The following is a 19618-nucleotide window of genomic DNA, read 5'->3' as shown; positions in this document are numbered from 1 at the left end:
TCTGGGCGCGCCACGACGTGAACACGTGCGAAGGCACACCCAAGCACATTGACCACCCCCAGGTCGGTGACCTCTGGGCTGAACCGGGAGAGATTGGGCGTCAGCGGCGTGACCGGCCAGACGCTCGTCGTCCTCCACCCGGGCCCGGGGTCATAGCCCCGGCACCGGCCGCCAACCAGAGTGCCGCCCAGGCGGCCCCGCAGGCGGGTCAGGCCGGCCGGCCCATGACCGGCACGCGGAACGCTCCCTGCCGGAGGGTGAGCGCAAGAAGGGGGCCAAGGACAAGCGCCAACGGCACGACGACGCGCGCGGGCGGGGGACGGCGGCGGCCGTGCAGCCCGACGCGGCGGACGGCCGGCACGTGCCGCGGCTGCAGCCGCGCGAGTACCCCAAGGCGGCCGCGCGTCAGCAGAACGGCGACATCACCGCCCCGGCCGCCCTCACCAAGGCGACGGGCACGCGCGCGGTGACCGATTTCGCCACCGCGACCGGCAAGAGACTCCTGCCGTAACCCTCCATCCGCCGTACGCCGCGGACGCGCGAGGGCGGCGCCTCGCGGCCGGCGGCTTCGTCGAAGACAGCGAAACCGAAGACAGCGAACCAGAACAACGTGTCCAAGGGGCCGTGACACACGGCCCCTTTTCACATGCCCTCACACGTCCGCCCCGGAGGCCCTCAGCCGTAGCCGGGGTGGTGACTCAGCGGGAGACGTCGAGGAGGGCGTCGAGGTCGTCCTCGGGCAGGCCGAGATCGACCCGGATGCGGTAGCGCGTGCGCAGGAGCGAGTCGCGGATGCCCGACACCGTCGCGCCGCAGGCACGAATGCCCTCGGTGGCCCACTCGTGCGCCGCGTCGAGGTCGCCGTACGCCACGAGTGTCTCGGCGACGGTCAGCGCGGTGGCCGGGTTCCAGTCCCCTGCCCTGACCGCGGTGATCACGGCCCTGGCCTCCTCGGGCCGGTCGAGCTCGAACAGCGTGTCGGCGATGCCCGCACGCGGGTCCACCGGCACCTCCCCGCCGTCCTCCAGAGCGCTCTGGTAACGGTCGAGGGCGGTCGCGGGCTGACCGGCCTGGCGCCACTCCTCCGCGGCGAGCACGAGGATCGCCGCCCTGGACATCTCTCCCGACTCGTACCCCTGGGCCAGCGCGTCGAGGCGGCGGGCGAGGGCACCGTGGTCATCGAGCAGCAGGGCCTGTTCGAGCAGTCGGTCCACCTGCTCATTTGTCACATGTGCCACAGAGCCGAGGCTACCGATCCCGGCGTGTTTTCGCAGGACAACACCAGGCATTGCCGAAGCAACAATTAGTACACGTTTGGCTACTATACGCTTTTCTCTGCAGATAGTCGGGAATATCGCACCACGCCTGTGCCAATCGAAGCTCGGCGAGGAGCGTTACAGCATGTCCAAGCGGGTGATACTGACTCTCGCCTCCACAACGGTGCTCGCCGCGGTGGTCCCGGGTTTCGCCGGCTTCGTCACGGCCCAGTACGAGGCGCTCGACCAGGCCCGCGCCGAACTGGCCCGGCTGCAGGCCAAGCTGCAGATGATGGAGCTGAGAGTCGAGCCGGCGGCGAGTCTCGGATGCCGCCCCGGGACGACCGGGAAGAGGCAGCCGAGCCTGACGGACGAGGACGACGCCCGGGAGCTGCCGATACCGCCGCGCACCCGCACCAGGTCGTGGCAGAACACGGCCTACGTCCAGGGCGCCGCGCCGGGACTGTGGCCCTCGATCGGCGTCCCCCGCGGCGTACCCGGCCCGCAGGCGCCGGGTGATCCCGGCCGCCCTCGCGAGTGAGGCCCCGGCGCGAACCGTCGTCATTCGCCGCCCGAGACGGCGGAGGCGAGCTGGCGGGACAGGTATCCGCAGACGAGCCGTTTGGCTTCGGCCACGATTCCGGGGTCGCCGTTGGGATCGTGCCGGAAGGCGAGCTTCAGCACCGCGTCACCGGCCTCGACGGCGACGAGAATGGCACGGTCCAAATCCTCACTGTCGGCGAGACCGAATTCGGCGAGAAGCAACGCGCGGAGCCGCCCGGCGATCACGGTGTTGTTGTCGGACACGGAGTCGAGGAGGTCGAGATCGAAGACCTCGCCGAAGTGCAGCGAGCGGAACCCGGGCACGGTGCGGTGCATCTCGACGTACTCGTCGATGATGGCGTCGACGGCGTCCCACCAGCCGGCGTAGTCCTCGACCATGAAGCGACGCCCGACCCGCGCGACGAACAACTCGACGTTGCGCCGGGTCAGGGCCTGGCTGAGCGCCCGCTTGTCCGGGAAGAACTGGTAGACCGAGCCGATCGCCACCCCGGCCCGCTCGGCCACCCGGGTGGTCGTCAGCGCGTCATAGCCGCCCTCGTCGAGCAACTCGGCGCAGGCGTCGAGCATCCGCTCCACTCTGCGGGCGCTACGACGCTGCGAAGGACGCCGCCGCAGCGGCTCACCGGGATGCGACGAGCGCGGCGACATCCCCTCACCACCCCCACGGCCCCAACTGTCGACGGGTGAACAGTGCTCGACGGCGAAGGCGGGACCGCCTGCTTCCCTCACGTACCGGCTGGACACTCACCCATCTTGCCTGTTTCACGCGCCGTGGTCAGCGCTTATCGACCAGTCGTCTGAATTGCGGCAAGAATCCCGTAGCACCGCCGTCAGGAGTCGGCCGGTGCGGCCGACAGGCCGGTGCAGCCGCGCAGCGCGCGGTACGCGCCGAGCGCCTGCTGCTTGGCACCGCCCGTCACGGGAATCGGCACGCCGCCGTTGATCCGGGCGGGGGTCCACTGGTCCTTGAGCACCTTCCTGCCGTTGATCGTCAGGGTGAGCACGCCGGTCGTCCCGGTGTCCGGGCCCCAGTTGTAGAAGGCGAAGTTGCCCAGGCCGTACTGCACGTACGCCTGTCCGGAGTAACCGCCGCCCAGCAGGATGTGCGCGTGGCTGCCCACGATCACGTCGGCCCCCGCGGCCACGAGCTTGTCCGCCAGGCTCCGCTGCACCGGCGTCGGGCACTTGACCAGCTCGGTGCCCCAGTGCAGGAACACGATGACGGTGTCGGAGTTCTTGCGGGCCTGCCGTACGGCACGCAGGAGCCGGGGCTCGTTCTTGGCCGAGGCGAGCCCGCCCTTGTCGCCGGAGGCGGTCCACGCCTGGATGAACTGCTCGTCGAGCACCTGGGTCGCGCCGATGATCGACACCCGGTTGCCGTTGACCGTCCTGCGGTAGGGCCGGTAGGCCTCGGTCTCGTTCGCGCCGATGCCGATGACGGGGAACTTCGATGACCTGATCGCGGCGAGCGTGTCCCGCAGGCCGCTCTCCATGTAGTCCATGCCGTGGTTGTTGGCCATCGTGACGACGTCCACCCCGGCGGCCTTGAGCGCGGTGAACGCCGTGGCCGGGGCGCGGAAGGTGAACTGCTTGCCCGGCGCGGGCGTACCGGCGGTGGTGATGGCCGTCTCGAGGTTGAGCGCGGTGAGGTTGGATCTGCGCAGCACGGCGGCGATCGGGCCGAGCGCCGTACGCGGGTCGGCGTTGAGCCGGTTGCGCAGGACACCCTCGAAGTGCACGTCGCCGGCGAAGGAGATCGTGAAGGGCCGCCGCTGCGGCTTGGGAGACGGGGTCGCGGTCTTGACCTCCGGTTGCGACGTGCCGGGGACGGGCTCGCTCTCCGCCGGGCTGCATCCCGCGACGAGGAGGGGAGCCGCGAGGAGGGCGAACAGGGACAGGGCGAGGGGCTGACGTCTCACGGCACCCGAGCATGCCATCTCCCGCCGGCATCCGGGGAGCCCGTGGGAGATCCTGGGGCAAAAAACTTGGAGAGTTCCTTTACTTGAGTCATTCAAGTTTACTGCTAACGTGAGGGCTGTGGACGACGCCGGGCGCCTTCGCGAGGCCGGACTGCGGGTGACCGCGGCCCGCCTGGCGATCCTGCAGACCGTGAGCGGGGGCGACCACCTCGACGTGGAAGCCATCCATCGCGGTGTGTGCGAACGCGTCGGCCAGGTGTCCCTGCAAGCCGTCTACGACTCGCTGAACGCGTTGCAGCGCGGCGGACTGCTCCGCCGCATCGAGCCCGCGGGCAGCCCGACACGGTACGAGACGCGGGTGGGCGACAACCACCACCACCTCGTCTGCCGCCGTTGCGGAAGAGTCACGGACGTCGACTGCGCGGTGGGGCACGCGCCCTGCCTGGAGCCGGCGTCGGACGCCGGCTACCTGGTGGACGAGGCGGACGTCATCTACTGGGGCCTGTGCCCCCCGTGCCGGGCCGAGACCGGCAGCACCCGGTCCGACTCCGCCCGTGCCTGAGCCTCGCGTCCCCGCTTTCCGTCGTTTTCCGCACGCATCCCATGAAGTGACCCCGGAGGACAGCCCCATGACCGACAGACCCATCACCACCACTGACGCCGGGATTCCCGCTCCCAGCGACGAGTTCTCCCTGTCCGTCGGTCCCAACGGCCCGCTGCTGCTGCAGGACCACTACCTGATCCAGAAGATGGCCCACTTCAACCGGGAGCGGGTCCCCGAGCGCGTGGTGCACGCCAAGGGCGGCGGCGCGTACGGCGTGCTGCACATCACCGAGGACGTCAGCCAGTACACCAAGGCGAAGCTGTTCCAGAAGGGCGAGGAGACCGAGCTCCTCCTTCGATTCTCCACCGTGGCCGGCGAGCTGGGCAGCGCCGACACCGCGCGTGACCCCCGCGGCTTCGCGATCAAGTTCTACACGGAGGACGGCAACTACGACATCGTCGGCAACAACACGCCGATCTTCTTCATCCGCGACCCTTCGAAGTTCTCCGACTTCATCCATACGCAGAAGCGCCGCGCCGACAACCATCTGCACGACCACAACATGCAGTGGGACTTCTGGACGCTGTCGCCCGAGTCGGCCCACCAGGTGTCGTTCCTCATGACCGACCGCGGCACCCCCCGCACGTGGCGGCACATGCACGGCTTCGGGTCGCACACCTTCCTCTGGTACAACGCCGCGGGCGAGAAGTTCTGGGTCAAGTACCACTTCAAGACCGAGCAGGGCATCGAGAACTTCACCGACGCCGAGGCCAGGGCCATGACCGCCGAGGACCCGGACTTCCACATCCGCGACCTGCACACCGCCATCAGGAACGGCGACCACCCGGCGTGGAAGGTCAACGTCCAGATCATGCCCTTCGAGGACGCGGCGGACTACCGGTTCAACCCGTTCGACCTCACGAAGGTCTGGCCGCACTCCGACTACCCGGAGATCACCATCGGCCGGTTCGTGCTGAATCGCAACCCGGAGAACTACTTCGCCGAAATCGAGCAGGCCGCTTTCGAGCCCGCCAACCTGGTGCCGGGCATCGGCGCCTCGCCGGACAAGATGCTCCAGGGCCGGCTGTTCTCCTACCCCGACACCCACCGCCACCGCATCGGCACCAACTACCTGCAGCTCCCGGTGAACCGGCCCAAGGCGCCCGTCCACAGCTACAACAAGGACGGCGCCATGACGTTCGCCAACCCGAGCGACCCGCTGTACGCGCCGAACTCCTTCGGCGGCCCCGCCGCCGACCCCTCGCTCTACGAGGGCGAGAACTACCAGGTCGCCGGTGAGATCATCCGGAGCGCGTACGTCAGGCACCGCGAGGACGACGACTACGTCCAGCCGCGCGCGCTGTGGGAGAACGTGCTCTCCGACGTCGACCGCGACCACATGGTGAGCAACATCGTCGGCCACGCCTCGGCTCCCGAGGTGACCGCCGACATGAAGAAGCGCGTGGTCGAGTATTGGACCAACATCCACAAGGACCTCGGCCAGCGCGTCGCGCAGGGGCTCGGCGTCGCCTGACCCCCTTCCCCTCACGTACGGCTCGCGCCCCTTTCCGGGCGCGGGCGTACGCGCGTCCGCGACCGTCGTCAGAGCGCCCCGCCGGGGCCGATTGCGCAGTCGCGATTTCCTGCCGGACTCGTTAAAGGTCGAACTCGCCGTCCTTCACGCCGCCGATGAACGCGTCCCATTCGGCGGGGGTGAAGACGAGAGCGGGGCCGTCCTGGTTCTTGCTGTCGCGCACACCCACGTGGCCGTCAGGAAGTACGGCCACTTCCACACACTGACAGTTGTTAGAGCTCCGGCTGCTCTTCCACCAGACGGCTCCGGACAGGTCAATCGAGTTCATGGACAACGTTTCTCTCCCCCCGGAAATCATTTCGCGCGGGTTCCCGGGGCGGTCTAGAGCTGGCTAGCGCCAGTGACGGACAGTTTTCTCCAAGAACCGGCGGGAGTCGTCCACGTCGAGGGCCTTCGTCTCCAGGTAGTCGAATGCCACCTCGTACCGGTAGACGATCGTCTCGTCCTCGACCAGACGCCCGCCCAGGAGTGCCTCCAGGTACACGACGTCGTGGAACTCCGGCACCTTGAGGTGGCAGAACGCGCCGGTGTTGATCGGGTGGTCCGCGTCGAGCGGAAGGATCCGCAACTCGACGTTCGGCAGCTCTGACACCTCGATCAACCGCCTGACCTGTTCCCGCATCACCTCGTGGTCGCCGAACCGGCGCAGCAGGACCGACTCCTCCAGGACGGCGGAGATGGCCAGCGGGCTCTCCGCCCTGAGAACCGCCTGCTGGCGCGCCATCCGGACCTCGATCCGGCTGCGGACGCCGCCCGGCGCCTCAAGGGTGCTCCGTTGTCCGCTCTCCATCATGGCTCGGACGTACGCCTCGGTCTGGAACAGACCCGGCACCACCTGGGGTTCCCAGTCGCGTGCTGCCGTGGCTTCGGCCTCCAGGCCAAGGAACGTCGTGTATTCCTTGGGCAGGGAGTCGCGATAATCCTCCCACCAGCCCTTCCGGGTCGCGTCCCGGTGCAGGGCGAGCAGCTCTTGGCGTTGGCGGGAATCTACCATGTAGATCACCAGAAGTGCCTCAACATCGCTCGTGCGAGGCGAGGTGCGCGCCGTCTCGATCCTGCTGATCTTCGCCGCCGACCAGCCGAGCCGGGCGGCGACCTGGTCGCCCGTCAGATCGGCACGCTCGCGTAACCGGCGCAGTTCCTGCCCCAGCCGCCGGCGGCGGACGGTGGGACTGCCGTGCTCGGGCACCCCGGCCGACCTCCTTCATCCGGTGAATCCGGTGGTTGCGGTGGACGCACGGATGGTGGGCGCGCGCCCTGGCGGATCGGGCGCGCGGGTGAGGGGCGCCCTGTCCGAAGATTACCGCGCCCGCTCGTGCAAGTTGCACCGTAATTTGCAGCGTATCCGCACAAGATTCTTGCGGATTTCTTTTCGCCAAGTATTGCAGGGCAATGCGTCCTGAGTCACGATCGATGGGGGAAGGGTCTTCCGGAGTGTGGGGGCGCCGGCGTCGCCGGCGAAATACTCCGCGGCCCGTTCCCCATCCGGGGCACGCGCCCGGCGAGGGGCGCCGGCCGCCTCGGATGCGCATGACAACGGGAGGCATCCGGGCCAGCGGGATTTCGACATTCGGCCGGCGTCGCCGGCGCTCGCACTGCGCACGCAGCGAACACCGAATGGGCCGTTCCGTGAATGGAACGCGCCCTCCGTACGACGAATTCAGAACGACGAGATCTCCACTGGGCACCCATCCGAAAGGAGTCTCTTGGTGAATCCCCCCGGTGCCGCCTGGTTATCGCTGATCAAAAGCCGGATGACGATGGCCGACCTGGCGCTGTGCGCCGACCAGGACAGGTGGGCGCGCGAACTGAGATGGACCGTGAGCCGCACCGGCTTCGGCGCCCGCCACTACCGCGACCCCCGCTTCGACCTCGTGCGCGAACTGGAGGAGGTCGGCCGCCTCTTCACCGTCTGACGCCCTCTCAACGAGGTCACCGTGACCCCGTACGACGAGGCGGGACGCGTCGTCGTACGGGAGAAGGACGTGCGCTTCGTGAGCCTGACGGCGCGCGGCGCCGGATCGGGGACGAACTGATCGTGACCGGTTAGGCTTGCGCAGGTGACGACCGCGCTCATCCACGAACGGCTGCAGTCCCAGCTCGCCTTCCACATGGAGATCGACAAGCTGAAGCGCGTCATCCGCCGGAACTCGCTGATCGACGGCTCGCGCCGGGAGAACGACGCCGAGCACTCCTGGCATCTGGCCATGATGGCGATGACGCTGGCCGAGCACGCGCCCCCGGGAACCGACATGTCCAGGGTGGTCGCGATGCTGCTCGTCCACGACATCGTGGAGATCGACGCCGGCGACACCTTCATCTACGACCCCGTCGCGGTCGAGGGGCAGGCCGCCCTCGAACGCGCGGCGGCCGACCGGATCTTCGGGCTGCTGCCGGAGGACCAGGGGGCGCGCCTGCGTGCCCTGTGGGACGAGTTCGAGGAGCGGCGCACACCGGAGGCGCGGTTCGCCAGGGCGCTCGACCGGCTCGCGCCGATCATCGCCAACCACCGCAACGAGGGCGGCACCTGGCCGCTCTACAAGGTGACGGCCCGCCAGGTCATGGAGAAGGTGCGGCTCATCGAGGAGGGGTCGCCCACGCTCGGCGAGTACGCCGCGGAGCTGGTCGCCGGCTCGGTCGCCCGGGGTCATCTGGCGCCCTGACCGGGAGCGCGCCGACTCGAAACTCGCATATACCGTCTCATGCCTGTCCATGTTCACAGCTGTGACGCGGGGGTACGTGATCCCGTGTTAGGGGGCGAAACATGGAAGAGACGACCAGGCCGCGTGCGGGCCGTACGGCACGGAGGGTCCCTTCGGCAGAGCTCCTCGACGGGCTCGAGCGGGCCACCGTGCTCGACCGGCCGATCACCGTCATATCCAAGAAGGTGCGCCGCAGACTCGGCCCGGGCAAGCTGCGAGACGTCCTGCACGGCGTGCCGATGGGGCACCCGTTGCACCCGGCGCTCGCCGTGACGACCTTCGGCTGCTGGCTGTCGGCGAGCGTGGTGGACATGACCAAGACGGGCTCACGCGCGGCGCGGACGCTGATCATGGTGGGGCTGGGCAGCGCCGTTCCCACAGTGGCGGCCGGCCTCACCGACTGGTCCACCCTGCACCGCGAACAGCAGCGCGTGGGCTTGGTGCACGCCATGACCAACACCGCCGCGGCGCTCTGCTACACGGGCTCTCTTTTCTTACGGGTGACGGGACGCGAACGCGCCGGGCGCATACTGGCGTACGCGGGACTCGCGGCGGCCTCGGCGGGTGCGCACCTCGGCAGCCACATGTCCTACCGCCAGGCGGCCGGGGCCAACCACGCGGAGTCGGTCGGCCATCTCATGCCGCTCGGCTGGCACGACCTGTGCGCGCTCAAGGACCTGCCCAACGGGCGGCCGGTCCGGCGGCGGCTCGGCTACATCGATCTGTTCGTCCTGCGCCTCGGCGACGACGTGAGCGTGCTCGCGGACAACTGCTCCCACCTCGCCGGCCCGCTCCACCAGGGACGGGTCGCCATGGAGGAGGGCCAGGCGTGCATCGTCTGCCCGTGGCACGGCAGCGCCTTCCGCATCTCCGACGGCCGGGTCATGCACGGACCCGCGACGTCACGCCAGCCGGCCTTCCAGACCAGGCTGCGACAGGACGGCGTCGTCCAGGTCCGTCCCGCGGAGTGACTGACCCCCACAGTGACTCCACCATGGGGACTCCACCACAGTGACTCCACCACGGGGACGCGTTCCGCGCCCGGACCCGGTCAGCCGGTGTCCGGGCCGCGGTCGTCGGCGGGATGTTCCACCAGCGCGAGGACACGGTTGGACATGAACCTCGCGGTGCGGACGGGAGTGCCCGCCCGCGTGACCTCGCTGACCTCGACCACTCCCCGGCCCGTCGTGATCTCGATCCGGCGGCCCGCCCTGGTCGCGACCACCTCGTAGGTGCGCGGGGTTCCCCCCGCATCGATGACGATCTCCACCCGGTCGCCCTTCACAAGGGCAGACATACCCTTTCAGGACACCAGCTTCACTATCGCCACGATCCCGACGACAACAATGAATCCCCGCAGCAAGGGTGCGGGCAGTCGGCGGCCCACGCGGGCGCCGAGGAAGCCGCCGACGGCCGAGCCGAGCGCGACCATCAGCACGGCGGCCCAGTCCACCGGCGCGATGAACGCGAACAGCACCGCCGCCGTGGCGTTGACCAGCAGCGACAGCAGGTTCTTCGCCGCGTTCACCCGTTGCAGGTCCTCGTCGAGGAAGCTGCCGAGCAGGCCGATGAGCACGATGCCCTGGGCGGCGCCGAAGTAGCCGCCGTACATGCCGGCGCCCAGGACGCCCAGCCACAGCCACGGCCCGCCGTGGGGGTGCGGCCTGCGCCGTACGGCCAGCCACTCGTTGATCCTCGGCTGGAACACCACGAGGAGGCAGGCGACCGCGATGAGCACCGGGACGATGACCTTGAACGCCTCGGCGGGGAGGAGCAGGAGCAGCACCCCGCCGGCGAGCGAGCCGATCACGGACGCGACGCCGAGCCGGAGCAGCCGCTCACGCTGACCCTTGAGCTCGGCGCGGTAGCCGAGCACGCCGGTCACGCCGCCGGGGACGAGCCCGACGTTGTTGGACACGTTCGCGACGATCGGCGGGAAGCCGACGGCCAGCATCGTCGGGAACGTGATGAGCGAACCCGATCCCACGACGGCGTTGATGGCCCCGGCCCCGACACCGGCCGCGAAGACCGCGGCCGCCTCCCACGGCGTCACTCGCACCTCTCCCTTGGAACGGCTATCCGCCAAGGGTAGGCTCCGGGCTCTGCGTGGAGGTCAGAGGGGACGGGCGTACCAGCGGCCCTCCTGGCCGCGGTCGAGGTGCAGCGGCACGCCGAAGGTCGCGGACAGGTTCTCCGGCGTCATCACCGAGTCGATCGGCCCCTGGTCGACGACCGAGCCGTGCCGCAGCAGCAGCACGTGGGTGAACCCGGCCGGGATCTCCTCGACATGGTGGGTGACCAGCACCATCGTGGGCGACTTCGGGTCGCGGGCCAGCGCGCCGAGGCGGCGTACGAGATCCTCGCGGCCCGCGACGTCGAGCCCGGCTGCGGGCTCGTCGAGCAGCAGCAGCTCGGGGTCCGGCATGAGCGCCCGGGCGATCTGCACCCGCTTGCGCTCGCCCTCCGACAGCGTCCCGAAGCGCCGCCGGATCAGGTGGGCGCAGCCGAGCTGGTCGATGAGCTCGACCGCCCGGGTGACGTCGTGGGAGTCGTACTCCTCCGTCCACCGGCCCAGGATCGCGTACGACGCGGTGAGCACGAGGTCGATGACCTTCTCGTCCGGCGGGATGCGCTCCGACAGGGCCGCGCTGGCCAGGCCGATCCGGGGCCGCAGGTCGAACACGTCCGTCTGGCCGAGCCGCTCGCCGAGGATCTCCACCGAACCCTCGGACGGGAACAGCAGCGACGCGGCCACCTGGAGCAGCGTCGTCTTCCCCGCTCCGTTCGGCCCGATCACCACCCAGCGCTCGTCTTCCCGGACGCTCCAGTCGATGCCGCGCAGCAGGGCGGCGCCGTCCCTGCGGACGGCCACGTCCTGAAGCTGAAGCACCTGACCGCCCATGTGGTCCCCCTCCCGTGGTTCGCTGAGATAAAACTATGGCAGTCCGACCACATATCGTGGATCGGGTGCGCATCGATTCACCGATCTCCGCCACGCTCGTCGCCTGGGGCAATGCCTGGCTCGGGGGACACGTGAGCCTGGAGCACGCCCTCGACCGCGTCGAGCGCGAGGCCGGGCCGCAGGTGGTGGCGGCGGATGACGTCGAGACCCCCCTGCTCGCCTACCTCGTCGACCGTCGGATCGAGGGGCTCGACGCGTTCCGGCTGGCCCTGCCGATCCCCGGCGACCCGCTCGGGCTCACCGGCCCGCCCGCCTTCAACGGCGCCGCGATCGACGCGGGCCAGGCCGCCGTGGCCGTGCTGCCCGGCCGGTGCCTCGGTCTCGTGCCGTCCGCCGACCGGCGCGGCTCGTCGTACTCCGGAATCCGCTGGACCGTGGCCGAGGCGTCGGCCGTGCCGCCCGACGTGCCGTCGCTGGCCGAGGCGGAGCAGGCGCTGCGGACGGCCATGATGGCCGCCACCGAGGCGCTGCTCGGCGTGGGCGGCCCGGCTCAGGGCTTCCCGGCGCCGGACACGCTCGACCGCGCGGGCGATGCCCTCGCCCCCGGCTATCCCGGGAGGGCGCACCGGGTCGGCGCCCTCGCCGCCCGGCTGTCGGTGGCGCTCCGCCTCGCCGACGAGCGAGGGCTCACCTCCGGGCAGGTCGCCGCCCGGGGGCAGGCCCTGCGCGATCTCGACCGGGCCGTACGGCGGGCCAGGGTGGCCGCCCACAACGCGATCGTCGAATCCCAGGTCTGACGCGCGCCCCGACCGGGCTCACCGCTTCGCGATCGCCTCGCGGACGGCGGGCACGACCTCCTGGGCCCAGCGGGCCAGGAGGGTGGGGTCGGGGGCGCCGTGGTCGGCGGAGAAGAGCGTGAAGCCCGACGCGCCGTGCTCCAGCACGGCACCGGTCAGCTCCTCGACCCACTGGCCGACGGAACCGCCGATCCAGCGGCCCTCGGAGTCGCGGGTGGCGGGCAGCGGGCGGTCGGTGATGCGCCCGGGGAAGTTGAAGACCGTGCGGATCTCGCCCGGATCGCGGCCGACGGACGCGGCCGCCTCGTCGATGACCGGCCGCGACGTGCGGTAGCGCTCGCTGAGCCAGTCGGCCGCGTGGCCGGGGATCCAGCCGTCGGCCACCCGGCCGGTGGCGGCCAGGGATTTGCGGCCGACCGATCCGGTCCACACGGGCGGCGCGGGCACGGGGGCCGGCTCTATGTGGTTCACCTGGTAGTGCGTGCCCTGGTAGGTGACCGGAGGACCACCGCCCGACAGCAGCTTGACCAGGACGATCGCCTCCTCGAAGGCGTCCACGGCGTCGCCTGGCGTCAGCCGCGGCACCCCCATGTCGGCGATGCGATCCCACAACCCGCCCGCGCCCATGCCGAGCACGACCCGGCCGCCCGACAGGGCCGACAACGACGTCACCATCCTGGCCAGCATGGGGGCGGGCCGGGTCGGCAGGTTGGTGACGTTGGCGAAACCGGCGATGTGCTCCGTACGCCCGAGGATGAAGCCGAGCGCGGCGTAGGCGTCCACACGCCCGCCGATGTAGGGATGGTCCGACAACGTGAAGATGTCGAGCCCGTCCCGGTCGGCCTGCTGGGCCATGCGCAGCAGCTCGGGTATGTCGTCGATGACGGAGTGCGCGCCGAAACCGAAGACGACGTCATGTGCGGGCATTGTTCTGCCTTTCTGTGTGCGTACAGGCGTGTCGTTCATGTCAGGCGGCGCCGAACTGTTCGGTGAAGCGGCCGGTGAACAGGTCGGCCCCCTTGTACGCCGACACGGTCTCGGCCGGGACGACGACCGGTCCTTCCGGGGAGGGCAACTGGCCGACACCGCCACGCGGGCCGAGCGGGAGCAGGATCATGGGGTAGGGCAGCGGCTGGTAGGTGGCCTCCGGCCGCTCGCCGCGCATCTGGGCGAGGATGTTCCGGGCCACCACCTCGGCGTGCTGCATCGCGTACCCGGCCATCTTGGCCTCGGGGACGTCGGTGATGTCGCCGATGGCGTAGACGTGCTCGTATCCCTGGACGTTGAGGGTTTCGGTGACGGGAACCTGCCCCCGCGGGGTACGCGCCGTCAGCCGGCCGTCGGCGAGGTAGTCGCTGTTGACGTGAACGCCGTGCGCACGGAACCAGATGTCGGCGGTGATCTCCTCCCCGCCGGTCGTCGTGACCGTGAAGGTCTCCGCCTGGGCGGGTTCGGTCGGCGGAGTCGTGGTCAAGGTGGCACCCAGCCGCAGGTGGATGTCCAGCTCGTCGAGCTGGCGGTGCAGTTCCCTGCGCATCTCCTCGGGGAAGGCGGCCAGCAGTCGCTCGGCCGGGTCCAGGACGGTCACGTGCTTGTTCGGCCAGACCTCCTTGATCTCGCCGGCGAGTTCCAGGCCGACCGGCCCCGCGCCGAGGATCAGCACCCGCTCGGCGCCGGCCAGTTCCTTGTGGGTCCGGCGCAGGTCGTCCATGACCTCGTCCATCGAGTCGGACGCTGGTTTGGCCGGGTAGGCGTAGCTGGAGCCGGTGGCCAGCACCAGGTAGTCGGCCTCGATCCGCCGGCCCGAGGCCAGGGTGACGCCGCCGGGGTCCACCGAGACCGCCCGCTCGCGCACCACGCTGCCGCGCCTGAGCCACTGGTCGTAGGGGAAGAACATGGCGCCCGCCCAGTCGGGCCGGGTCAGTGCCCGCAGGGAGCCGGCCGTGTTGACGAACGCGTCCCGGGGGTCGATGAGGACGACGTCGGCCTCGGCGTCCAGCGCCTTGGCGACCGCGGAACCACCGTAACCTCCGCCGACGACCACGACCGTACGACTCATGATTCACGCTCCAACGAAAGAAGAGCTGCAGTTCGTGCTACGAACCATATTAGTTCGTGGCACGAACTGCAACCCGTCTCGAATTCAGCGCGTGGAGTCCGGTTCCAGGAAGACGGTGGGGACCTTGTTGTCCGTCACGACGCGGCCGAGCAGGGCGGCGAGCGTGTCGCGCTCCGCCGGCGCCAGCCCCGAGGCCAGTTCCTCGACGCGGCGGCAGGTCTCGGTGTAGAACTCGTCGGCCAGCCTGGCGCCCTGCCTGGTGAGCGACACCCGCACGCGCGGGAGTCCTGGGGGTCGGGGGTGCGCTGGACCAGTCCGTTGCGCTCGCTGCGGTCCACCAGGCCGGTCAGGCTCGACTTCGCCAGGCCGAGTATCCCGCCCAGCTCGCTCATGCCGTAGGGCTGCGCCATCAGGACGCACAGCAACTGCCCCTGCTGCTGGGTGAGTCCGTACTCTCGGGCGGAATCCGCGTACACGGCGTTCACCAGGAACGTGGACCGCACCAGCGCGGCCACCGTCCCCATCTGGCCGTCGGCATTCTTGCTCACCGGTCCAGGGTAACCAATTCGTGAGGCGAACTACCCTTTTCTCTCCGGTGACTGGAGCGGGGCTGCGGCCTGGTCCACGTTGCCGGCCACGCGCCGGAGCAGCCGGATCAGTTGCTCCGCCTCCTCGGCGGTGAGACCGGACAGCGCGTCCCGCTCCCCCTGCAGCAGTGCCTCGCGCACCAGGTCGAGCCGGCTGCGCGCCAGGTCGGTGACGGAGAAGAGGCTGCCCCGCCGGTCACGGGGATTGCGCTGCCGGCACACCAGGCCGTCGCGCTCCATCCGCGACAGCATCTCCGCCATCGTCGGCTGTTCGACCCGTGCCAACCGGGTCAGGTCCTTCTGCGACAGCGGGCCGTCTTCGGCCAGCGTCAGAAGCACCGCGGCGTTGGCCATGCTCAGCCCGAGGGGGCGCAGCCGCAGCTCATGGAGGCGGGTCACTTTTCTCGACGAGTGGTTGATCCAGAACGCCGCATAGCGCTCCGGAACCCACTGCTCCCCCTCGCCCTCCATCGGCGCCTCTTTCCCGCTCGACCGGCCGTCCGGCATGGGCACGTGACGGCGCGTCCGTGTGGGGTGGCCCGTCCACCGCCCGGCAAAAGGCTACCGACACCGTACGCGCCCGTTGCATAGGACCCTATGCATCTGTTTACATAGGGACCTATGCATCAGCTCGGCAGACTGGACGGACCATGAAGACAGCCATCGTCAACGCCCGGGTGTTCGACGGCGAGAGGCCCATCGGCCCCGCCGGTGTGCTCGTCGGCGACGGGCGGATCCTCGCCGTGGGAGGGGACATGCCCTCCGACGCCGAGGTCGTCGACGCCGCCGGGGCGACCCTCCTCCCCGGCCTGATCGATGCCCACGTCCACACCAGCGAGGACTCCCTCGCGCTCGCCCTGACGTTCGGCGTGACGACGGAACTCGAGATGCAGGGCGGGCACACCCGGCACGGCCGCGCCCACATCGAGGACGACGACACGCTCGCCGACGTCCGCTCCGCCGGCTTCGGCCTCACAGCGCCGGGCGGGCATCCCAGCGAACTGGTCCCCGAGGACTTCGACATCCGCCCCTTCATCGGGAGCGGCGCGCCGGATGACCGGTGGCAGGCCGGCCCTCCCCCGGAACCGCACGTGACCACCCCCGAGGAGGCGGTGGCGTGGATCCCTCGTCTCGTGGCTTCCGGCTCGGACTACATCAAGTTCATGATCGACGACGGGACCGTCGAGGGGCACCCGGGCCTCCCCATGCTCGACCAGGCGACACTGGACGCCGGCGTCGCAGAGGCCCACCGGCACGGGATGCTCGCCATCGCCCACGCGCTCACCGTCGACGCCACCCGCATGGCGATCGAGGCGGGCGTGGACGGCCTCGCCCACCTGTTCATGGACCGCCCGCACACCCCCGAGATCATCCGGATGATCGCCGACTCCGGCGCCTTCGTCGTCGCGTGCGTGTGCCTGAACGCCTCACTGATGGGGATGACCGGCGAGGCGCTGGCCGACGACCCGCGGGCGAGCAGGCGTCTCGACGACCGCTGGGACAAGACCCTGCGCGGCAGCTTCAACCGCTACCCGCAGGGCAGGCTCGACGACGTGCTGGCGTCCGTCGCGGCCCTGCACGAGGCCGGCGTCGACGTCCTCGTCGGCACCGACACCTCCATTCCCGTGCCGTTCCTCGGCGGGCTGGCCCACGGCGCGAGCGTGCACCACGAACTGGGATACCTCGTCCGCGCCGGTCTCGCCCCGTCCGCGGCGCTCCACGCGGCGACCGCCGCCACCGCCCGGCGGTTCGGGCTGGACGACCGCGGGCGCATCGCCCCGGGGCTGCGCGCCGACCTCCTCCTGGTCGACGGCGACCCCACCACGGCCATCGGCGACACCCTGAACATCCGGGCCGTCTGGCGACGCGGCGCCCGGCTGGCGGCGTGAGCCGGCGGGCGCTCAGGCCAGGCCGTGGCGTACGGCGTAGAGCGCGGCCTGGGTGCGGTCCTGCACGCCGAGCTTCATGAGCACGTTGGAGACGTGGGTCTTCACGGTCTTCTCCGCCACCGCGAGCTCGCGGGCGATCTCGCGGTTCGAACGGCCGGCGGCGAGCAGCCGCAGCACCTCGCGTTCCCGATCGGTCAGGGAGGACCCCGCTCCGTCGTGCTCGCGGTCCGCCGGGCCGGCCAGCATCGCCTCGGCTGCCTCCGGCGCGAGCAGAACCTGCCCGCCGTACACGGCCCGGATCGCCTGGACGAGGGCGCCGGGGTCCACGTCCTTGTAGAGGAAGCCCGCCGCGCCCGCCCGCATGGCCGGGGCCACGTCGCCGCGGTCGCTGACCGAGGTGAGGACGATCACCCGCACGTCCCGGCCGGACAGCTCCGCGAGCGCGCCCAGGCCGTCGAGCACCGGCATCTTCAGGTCGAGCAGCAGCACGTCGGGGGCGAGCGCGCCGGTCATCTCGACCGCCTCGGCGCCGTCGGCCGCCTCCCCCACGACGCTGATGTCCTCCTGGATCTCCAGGAACGTACGCAAGCCCTGCCGTACGACGGGGTGGTCGTCGGCGATGAGCACGCGGATCACGCGGGCACCTCCAGTCGTACGGTCGTGCCGCGGCCGGGCGCGGAGGAGACCGTCAGCGTGCCGCCCACGGCCTGGGCCCGGTCGCTCATCGACGGCAGCCCCAAGCCGTGCACTCCCGCCTCATCGAATCCGGCGCCGTCGTCGGTCACCTCGAGCACCAGCGCGGCCTCCCGATGCGCGAGCCGTACGTCGATGCGGTCGGCCCTGGCGTGCCGCACGGCGTTGTGCAGGGCCTCCTGGGCGACCCGCAGCACGGCGACCTCGATCTCGGGCGCCAGATCGAGGTCGAGGTCGTCGGGCGCCTCGCCCTCGGCGGTGAAGGCGATCGTCATGGGGTGCAGGCGGTCGAGGAGGGCCACCTGCTTACGCAGGCTCTCCACCAGGCCGTGCCGGTCCAGCTCGGCCGGCCGCAGCTCCACGATCACCGCGCGCAGCTCGGTCAGCGCCTCTCCCGCCATCCGCTCGACCCGTTCGATCGCCTCGGCCGCCCGCTCGGGGTCCGTACGGGCGAGCGCGGCGGCGGCCCGCGCGGTCAGCCGCAGCGAGAACAGTTTCTGGCTGACGGCGTCGTGCAGCTCGCGGGCCATCCGGGTGCGTTCCTCGACGACCGTGAGCTCGCGCCCCCGCTCGTACAGCCGGGCGTTGGTGATCGCGATGGCGGCGTGCGCCGCGAACAACGTCAGCAGTTCCTCGTCGGCCTCGTCGAACCCGCCGGGCGTCCGCTTGTTGGACAGGAAGATGATCCCGAGGACCGTGCCGCCGTCCATGATCGGCACACCGAGGAAGTCCTTGAGGATGGGATGGGCCTTCGGCCACCACTCGAACCGGGGGTCCCTGCGGATGTCGGCCAGCCGCACCGGCGTCCCCTCGCGGAGCATCGCGCCCAGCATGCCGTGCTGGCGCGGGGTGGGCCCGATGGCCGCCCACTGCTCGTCGGAGATGCCCTCGGCCACGAACTCGGCGAACGCGCCGTCGTCGTCCGGCACGCCGAGCGCGGCGTATTTCGCGTCGAGCAGCCGCGCCGCGGACCGCACGATGACCTGGAGGACCTCGCGGACCGACAGGTGACGGGTGACGGCGAGCACGGCCGAGCTGACCGCGTGCAGCACCGCGTCGCGGTCCCGCGCGGACGCGGAAGCAGGGTCGGCAGGCTCGGGCACGGGACACAGACTAGGTGCACCGCCAACTGGCCCGCGTCGGCCGGGGGACCTAGACCCAACTGCCGAGCGACGGCAGGACCTCGGTCCGATGTGTCCCTGACGTGCCGATTCCTAACGTGAAGCGCATGAAGCAGGCACTCATCACCGGAGCGTCGCGAGGGCTGGGACTCGCTCTCGCCAAGGCGCTCGCCGCCGACGGCTGGTCGCTCCTCCTCACCGCGCGCGGCGAGGAGGACCTCATGTCGGCGGCCTTCGACCTCGGCGCCCGGGCCATCCCCGGAGACGTCGCCGATCCCGCGCACGTGGCCAGGCTCGCCGAGTCCGTGCCCGAACTGGACCTCCTCGTCAACAACGCGAGCGGGCTCGGTCCCGCCCCGCTGCCCCGGCTCGCCGACTATCCGCTGGACGCGCTGCGCGCGCTGTTCGAGACGAACGTGATCGCGCCGCTCGCGCTGGTCCAGGCGACGCTGCCCGCGCTGCGCAAGCGGCGGGGCGCGATCCTCAACATCTCCTCCGACGCGGCCGTCGAGGCGTACGAGGGCTGGGGCGGCTACGGCGCGACCAAGGCCGCCCTCGACCAGGTGTCGAACGTCCTCGCGGCCGAGGAGCCCGACGTGGCCGTCTGGTGGGTGGACCCGGGCGAGATGCGCACCCGCATGCTCGCGGACGCCGTCGGCCCCGAGGAGGCCGGGGCCGCGCCGCCGCCCGAGAGCGTCGCCCCGGCGCTGCTGCGCCTCGTGGGCGCCCGCCCGCCCCCGGCCGCTTCACGAGAGGGGAACTGGAATGAGCACCCCCGATTCGGCGATCCGGCCGTACGGGGCGGCAGGGTCGTTCGAGTTCGCGCTGACGGCGCCGCTCGAGGCGCACGAACCGCCGGAGGCGCGCGGGCTGCGCCGCGACGAGGTCAGGCTGCTGGTGTCCCGCCGCGACACCGGCGAGATCACCCACCACGTCTTCGCCGACCTGCCGTCGCTGCTGTCCCCCGGCGACCTGCTGGTGGTCAACAACT

23 protein-coding genes and 3 pseudogenes are annotated in these 19618 nt (G+C 70.7%); 11 read left to right on the top strand and 15 right to left on the bottom strand.

The genetic code is table 11. The features are described from left to right. The first annotated feature begins 331 nt into the window (after nucleotides 1–331). On the top strand, nucleotides 332–511 hold the full coding sequence (locus B1L11_RS23250) for a hypothetical protein (protein ID WP_079316439.1): 180 nt from the start codon (nucleotides 332–334) through the stop codon (nucleotides 509–511). Nucleotides 512–698: 187 nt separating this feature from the next. On the opposite strand, the gene B1L11_RS23245 is transcribed toward B1L11_RS23250, so the two are convergent. Continuing rightward, on the bottom strand, nucleotides 699–1214 hold the full coding sequence (locus tag B1L11_RS23245; RefSeq protein ID WP_256862812.1) for a tetratricopeptide repeat protein: 516 nt from the start codon (nucleotides 1212–1214) through the stop codon (nucleotides 699–701). Between the two features lie 187 nt (nucleotides 1215–1401). Here B1L11_RS23245 and B1L11_RS23240 point away from each other — a divergent pair, with 187 nt between their 5' ends. Beyond that, the gene (locus tag B1L11_RS23240) at nucleotides 1402–1797 is read left to right on the top strand and encodes a hypothetical protein (protein ID WP_079316437.1); all 396 of its coding nucleotides are present in this window, start codon (nucleotides 1402–1404) and stop codon (nucleotides 1795–1797) included. 20 nt (nucleotides 1798–1817) lie between these two features. Here the strand turns inward: B1L11_RS23240 and B1L11_RS23235 are convergent, their stop codons facing one another. After that, complete coding sequence (locus B1L11_RS23235) at nucleotides 1818–2387, bottom strand: TetR/AcrR family transcriptional regulator (RefSeq protein ID WP_306291694.1); 570 nt, start codon at nucleotides 2385–2387, stop codon at nucleotides 1818–1820. 263 nt (nucleotides 2388–2650) lie between these two features. Continuing rightward, on the bottom strand, nucleotides 2651–3739 hold the full coding sequence (locus B1L11_RS23230) for a CapA family protein (RefSeq protein ID WP_256862811.1): 1089 nt from the start codon (nucleotides 3737–3739) through the stop codon (nucleotides 2651–2653). Nucleotides 3740–3857: 118 nt separating this feature from the next. Between B1L11_RS23230 and B1L11_RS23225 the strand changes: the two genes are divergently transcribed. Together B1L11_RS23225 and B1L11_RS23220 are read left to right on the top strand one after the other, a co-directional pair. Further along, nucleotides 3858–4301 carry a Fur family transcriptional regulator gene (locus B1L11_RS23225; RefSeq protein ID WP_079316434.1) on the top strand — a complete coding sequence of 148 codons (444 nt, stop codon included), beginning with the start codon at nucleotides 3858–3860 and terminating at the stop codon, nucleotides 4299–4301. A gap of 67 nt (nucleotides 4302–4368) precedes the next feature. After that, nucleotides 4369–5817 carry a catalase gene (locus B1L11_RS23220; protein WP_079316433.1) on the top strand — a complete coding sequence of 483 codons (1449 nt, stop codon included), beginning with the start codon at nucleotides 4369–4371 and terminating at the stop codon, nucleotides 5815–5817. A 121-nt stretch (nucleotides 5818–5938) separates the two neighbouring features. On the opposite strand, the gene B1L11_RS23215 is transcribed toward B1L11_RS23220, so the two are convergent. Then, nucleotides 5939–6145 carry a DUF397 domain-containing protein gene (locus B1L11_RS23215; RefSeq protein WP_179155283.1) on the bottom strand — a complete coding sequence of 69 codons (207 nt, stop codon included), beginning with the start codon at nucleotides 6143–6145 and terminating at the stop codon, nucleotides 5939–5941. Nucleotides 6146–6208: 63 nt separating this feature from the next. Continuing rightward, entirely contained in the window at nucleotides 6209–7066 is an 858-nt protein-coding gene (locus B1L11_RS23210) for a helix-turn-helix transcriptional regulator (protein ID WP_079316431.1), read from the bottom strand. A 520-nt stretch (nucleotides 7067–7586) separates the two neighbouring features. Between B1L11_RS23210 and B1L11_RS45505 the strand changes: the two genes are divergently transcribed. From B1L11_RS45505 to B1L11_RS23200, 3 genes are all read left to right on the top strand, one after another. Beyond that, on the top strand, nucleotides 7587–7793 hold the full coding sequence (locus B1L11_RS45505) for a hypothetical protein (RefSeq protein ID WP_143737473.1): 207 nt from the start codon (nucleotides 7587–7589) through the stop codon (nucleotides 7791–7793). A gap of 195 nt (nucleotides 7794–7988) precedes the next feature. After that, nucleotides 7989–8540, top strand: coding sequence for an HD family hydrolase (locus B1L11_RS23205; RefSeq protein ID WP_079316447.1), 552 nt, complete (start codon nucleotides 7989–7991; stop codon nucleotides 8538–8540). 101 nt (nucleotides 8541–8641) lie between these two features. Beyond that, nucleotides 8642–9550 (top strand): Rieske (2Fe-2S) protein, encoded by a 909-nt coding sequence (locus B1L11_RS23200; RefSeq protein ID WP_079316430.1) that lies wholly within the window; start codon nucleotides 8642–8644, stop codon nucleotides 9548–9550. An 80-nt stretch (nucleotides 9551–9630) separates the two neighbouring features. Here the strand turns inward: B1L11_RS23200 and B1L11_RS23195 are convergent, their stop codons facing one another. From B1L11_RS23195 to B1L11_RS23185, 3 genes are read right to left on the bottom strand one after another with little or no spacing between them, the layout of a single operon-like run. Further along, complete coding sequence (locus B1L11_RS23195) at nucleotides 9631–9876, bottom strand: hypothetical protein (RefSeq protein ID WP_211591737.1); 246 nt, start codon at nucleotides 9874–9876, stop codon at nucleotides 9631–9633. A 6-nt stretch (nucleotides 9877–9882) separates the two neighbouring features. Beyond that, the gene (locus tag B1L11_RS23190; protein WP_079316428.1) at nucleotides 9883–10632 is read right to left on the bottom strand and encodes a sulfite exporter TauE/SafE family protein; all 750 of its coding nucleotides are present in this window, start codon (nucleotides 10630–10632) and stop codon (nucleotides 9883–9885) included. A gap of 60 nt (nucleotides 10633–10692) precedes the next feature. Beyond that, entirely contained in the window at nucleotides 10693–11481 is a 789-nt protein-coding gene (locus B1L11_RS23185; protein WP_079316427.1) for an ABC transporter ATP-binding protein, read from the bottom strand. Nucleotides 11482–11552: 71 nt separating this feature from the next. Here B1L11_RS23185 and B1L11_RS23180 point away from each other — a divergent pair, with 71 nt between their 5' ends. Beyond that, complete coding sequence (locus B1L11_RS23180; protein ID WP_372974713.1) at nucleotides 11553–12278, top strand: hypothetical protein; 726 nt, start codon at nucleotides 11553–11555, stop codon at nucleotides 12276–12278. Between the two features lie 18 nt (nucleotides 12279–12296). On the opposite strand, the gene B1L11_RS23175 is transcribed toward B1L11_RS23180, so the two are convergent. The 5 genes and pseudogenes from B1L11_RS23175 to B1L11_RS23160 form a co-directional block, all read right to left on the bottom strand. Continuing rightward, entirely contained in the window at nucleotides 12297–13205 is a 909-nt protein-coding gene (locus B1L11_RS23175) for an LLM class flavin-dependent oxidoreductase (protein WP_079316425.1), read from the bottom strand. Between the two features lie 40 nt (nucleotides 13206–13245). Next, on the bottom strand, nucleotides 13246–14337 hold the full coding sequence (locus B1L11_RS23170) for an NAD(P)/FAD-dependent oxidoreductase (protein ID WP_079316424.1): 1092 nt from the start codon (nucleotides 14335–14337) through the stop codon (nucleotides 13246–13248). Nucleotides 14338–14421: 84 nt separating this feature from the next. Next, nucleotides 14422–14613: a hypothetical protein gene (locus tag B1L11_RS51700; RefSeq protein WP_256862815.1), complete on the bottom strand. Its 192-nt coding sequence runs from the start codon at nucleotides 14611–14613 to the stop codon at nucleotides 14422–14424. 59 nt (nucleotides 14614–14672) lie between these two features. Then, nucleotides 14673–14729: pseudogene (locus B1L11_RS51695) on the bottom strand (MarR family transcriptional regulator); the annotation flags it as partial. A gap of 186 nt (nucleotides 14730–14915) precedes the next feature. Next, nucleotides 14916–15395 (bottom strand): MarR family winged helix-turn-helix transcriptional regulator, encoded by a 480-nt coding sequence (locus B1L11_RS23160; protein WP_143737472.1) that lies wholly within the window; start codon nucleotides 15393–15395, stop codon nucleotides 14916–14918. 179 nt (nucleotides 15396–15574) lie between these two features. On the opposite strand from B1L11_RS23160, the gene B1L11_RS23155 reads away from it, so the two are divergent. After that, nucleotides 15575–16813, top strand: coding sequence for an amidohydrolase family protein (locus B1L11_RS23155; RefSeq protein WP_079316422.1), 1239 nt, complete (start codon nucleotides 15575–15577; stop codon nucleotides 16811–16813). A 12-nt stretch (nucleotides 16814–16825) separates the two neighbouring features. On the opposite strand, the gene B1L11_RS23150 is transcribed toward B1L11_RS23155, so the two are convergent. Further along, nucleotides 16826–17449, bottom strand: coding sequence for a response regulator transcription factor (locus B1L11_RS23150; protein ID WP_079316421.1), 624 nt, complete (start codon nucleotides 17447–17449; stop codon nucleotides 16826–16828). Further along, nucleotides 17446–18609, bottom strand: coding sequence for a GAF domain-containing sensor histidine kinase (locus B1L11_RS23145; RefSeq protein WP_079316420.1), 1164 nt, complete (start codon nucleotides 18607–18609; stop codon nucleotides 17446–17448). Before B1L11_RS23145 ends, B1L11_RS23150 begins: the two co-directional genes overlap by 4 nt. A 125-nt stretch (nucleotides 18610–18734) precedes the next feature. Between B1L11_RS23145 and B1L11_RS23140 the strand changes: the two are divergent. Both B1L11_RS23140 and B1L11_RS51690 read left to right on the top strand, forming a co-directional pair. Continuing rightward, nucleotides 18735–19274, top strand: a pseudogene (locus B1L11_RS23140) (SDR family NAD(P)-dependent oxidoreductase); the annotation flags it as partial. Nucleotides 19275–19392: 118 nt separating this feature from the next. Then, a pseudogene (locus B1L11_RS51690) lies at nucleotides 19393–19593 on the top strand (S-adenosylmethionine:tRNA ribosyltransferase-isomerase); the annotation flags it as partial. Between the last annotated feature and the right edge of the window lie 25 nt (nucleotides 19594–19618).

It is taken from the genome of Microbispora sp. GKU 823 (genome assembly GCF_002027145.1).
Lineage (GTDB): Bacteria > Actinomycetota > Actinomycetes > Streptosporangiales > Streptosporangiaceae > Microbispora > Microbispora siamensis.
Note: the sequence above shows the minus strand (reverse complement) of the source record. Positions and strands in the feature narration are given on the sequence as shown.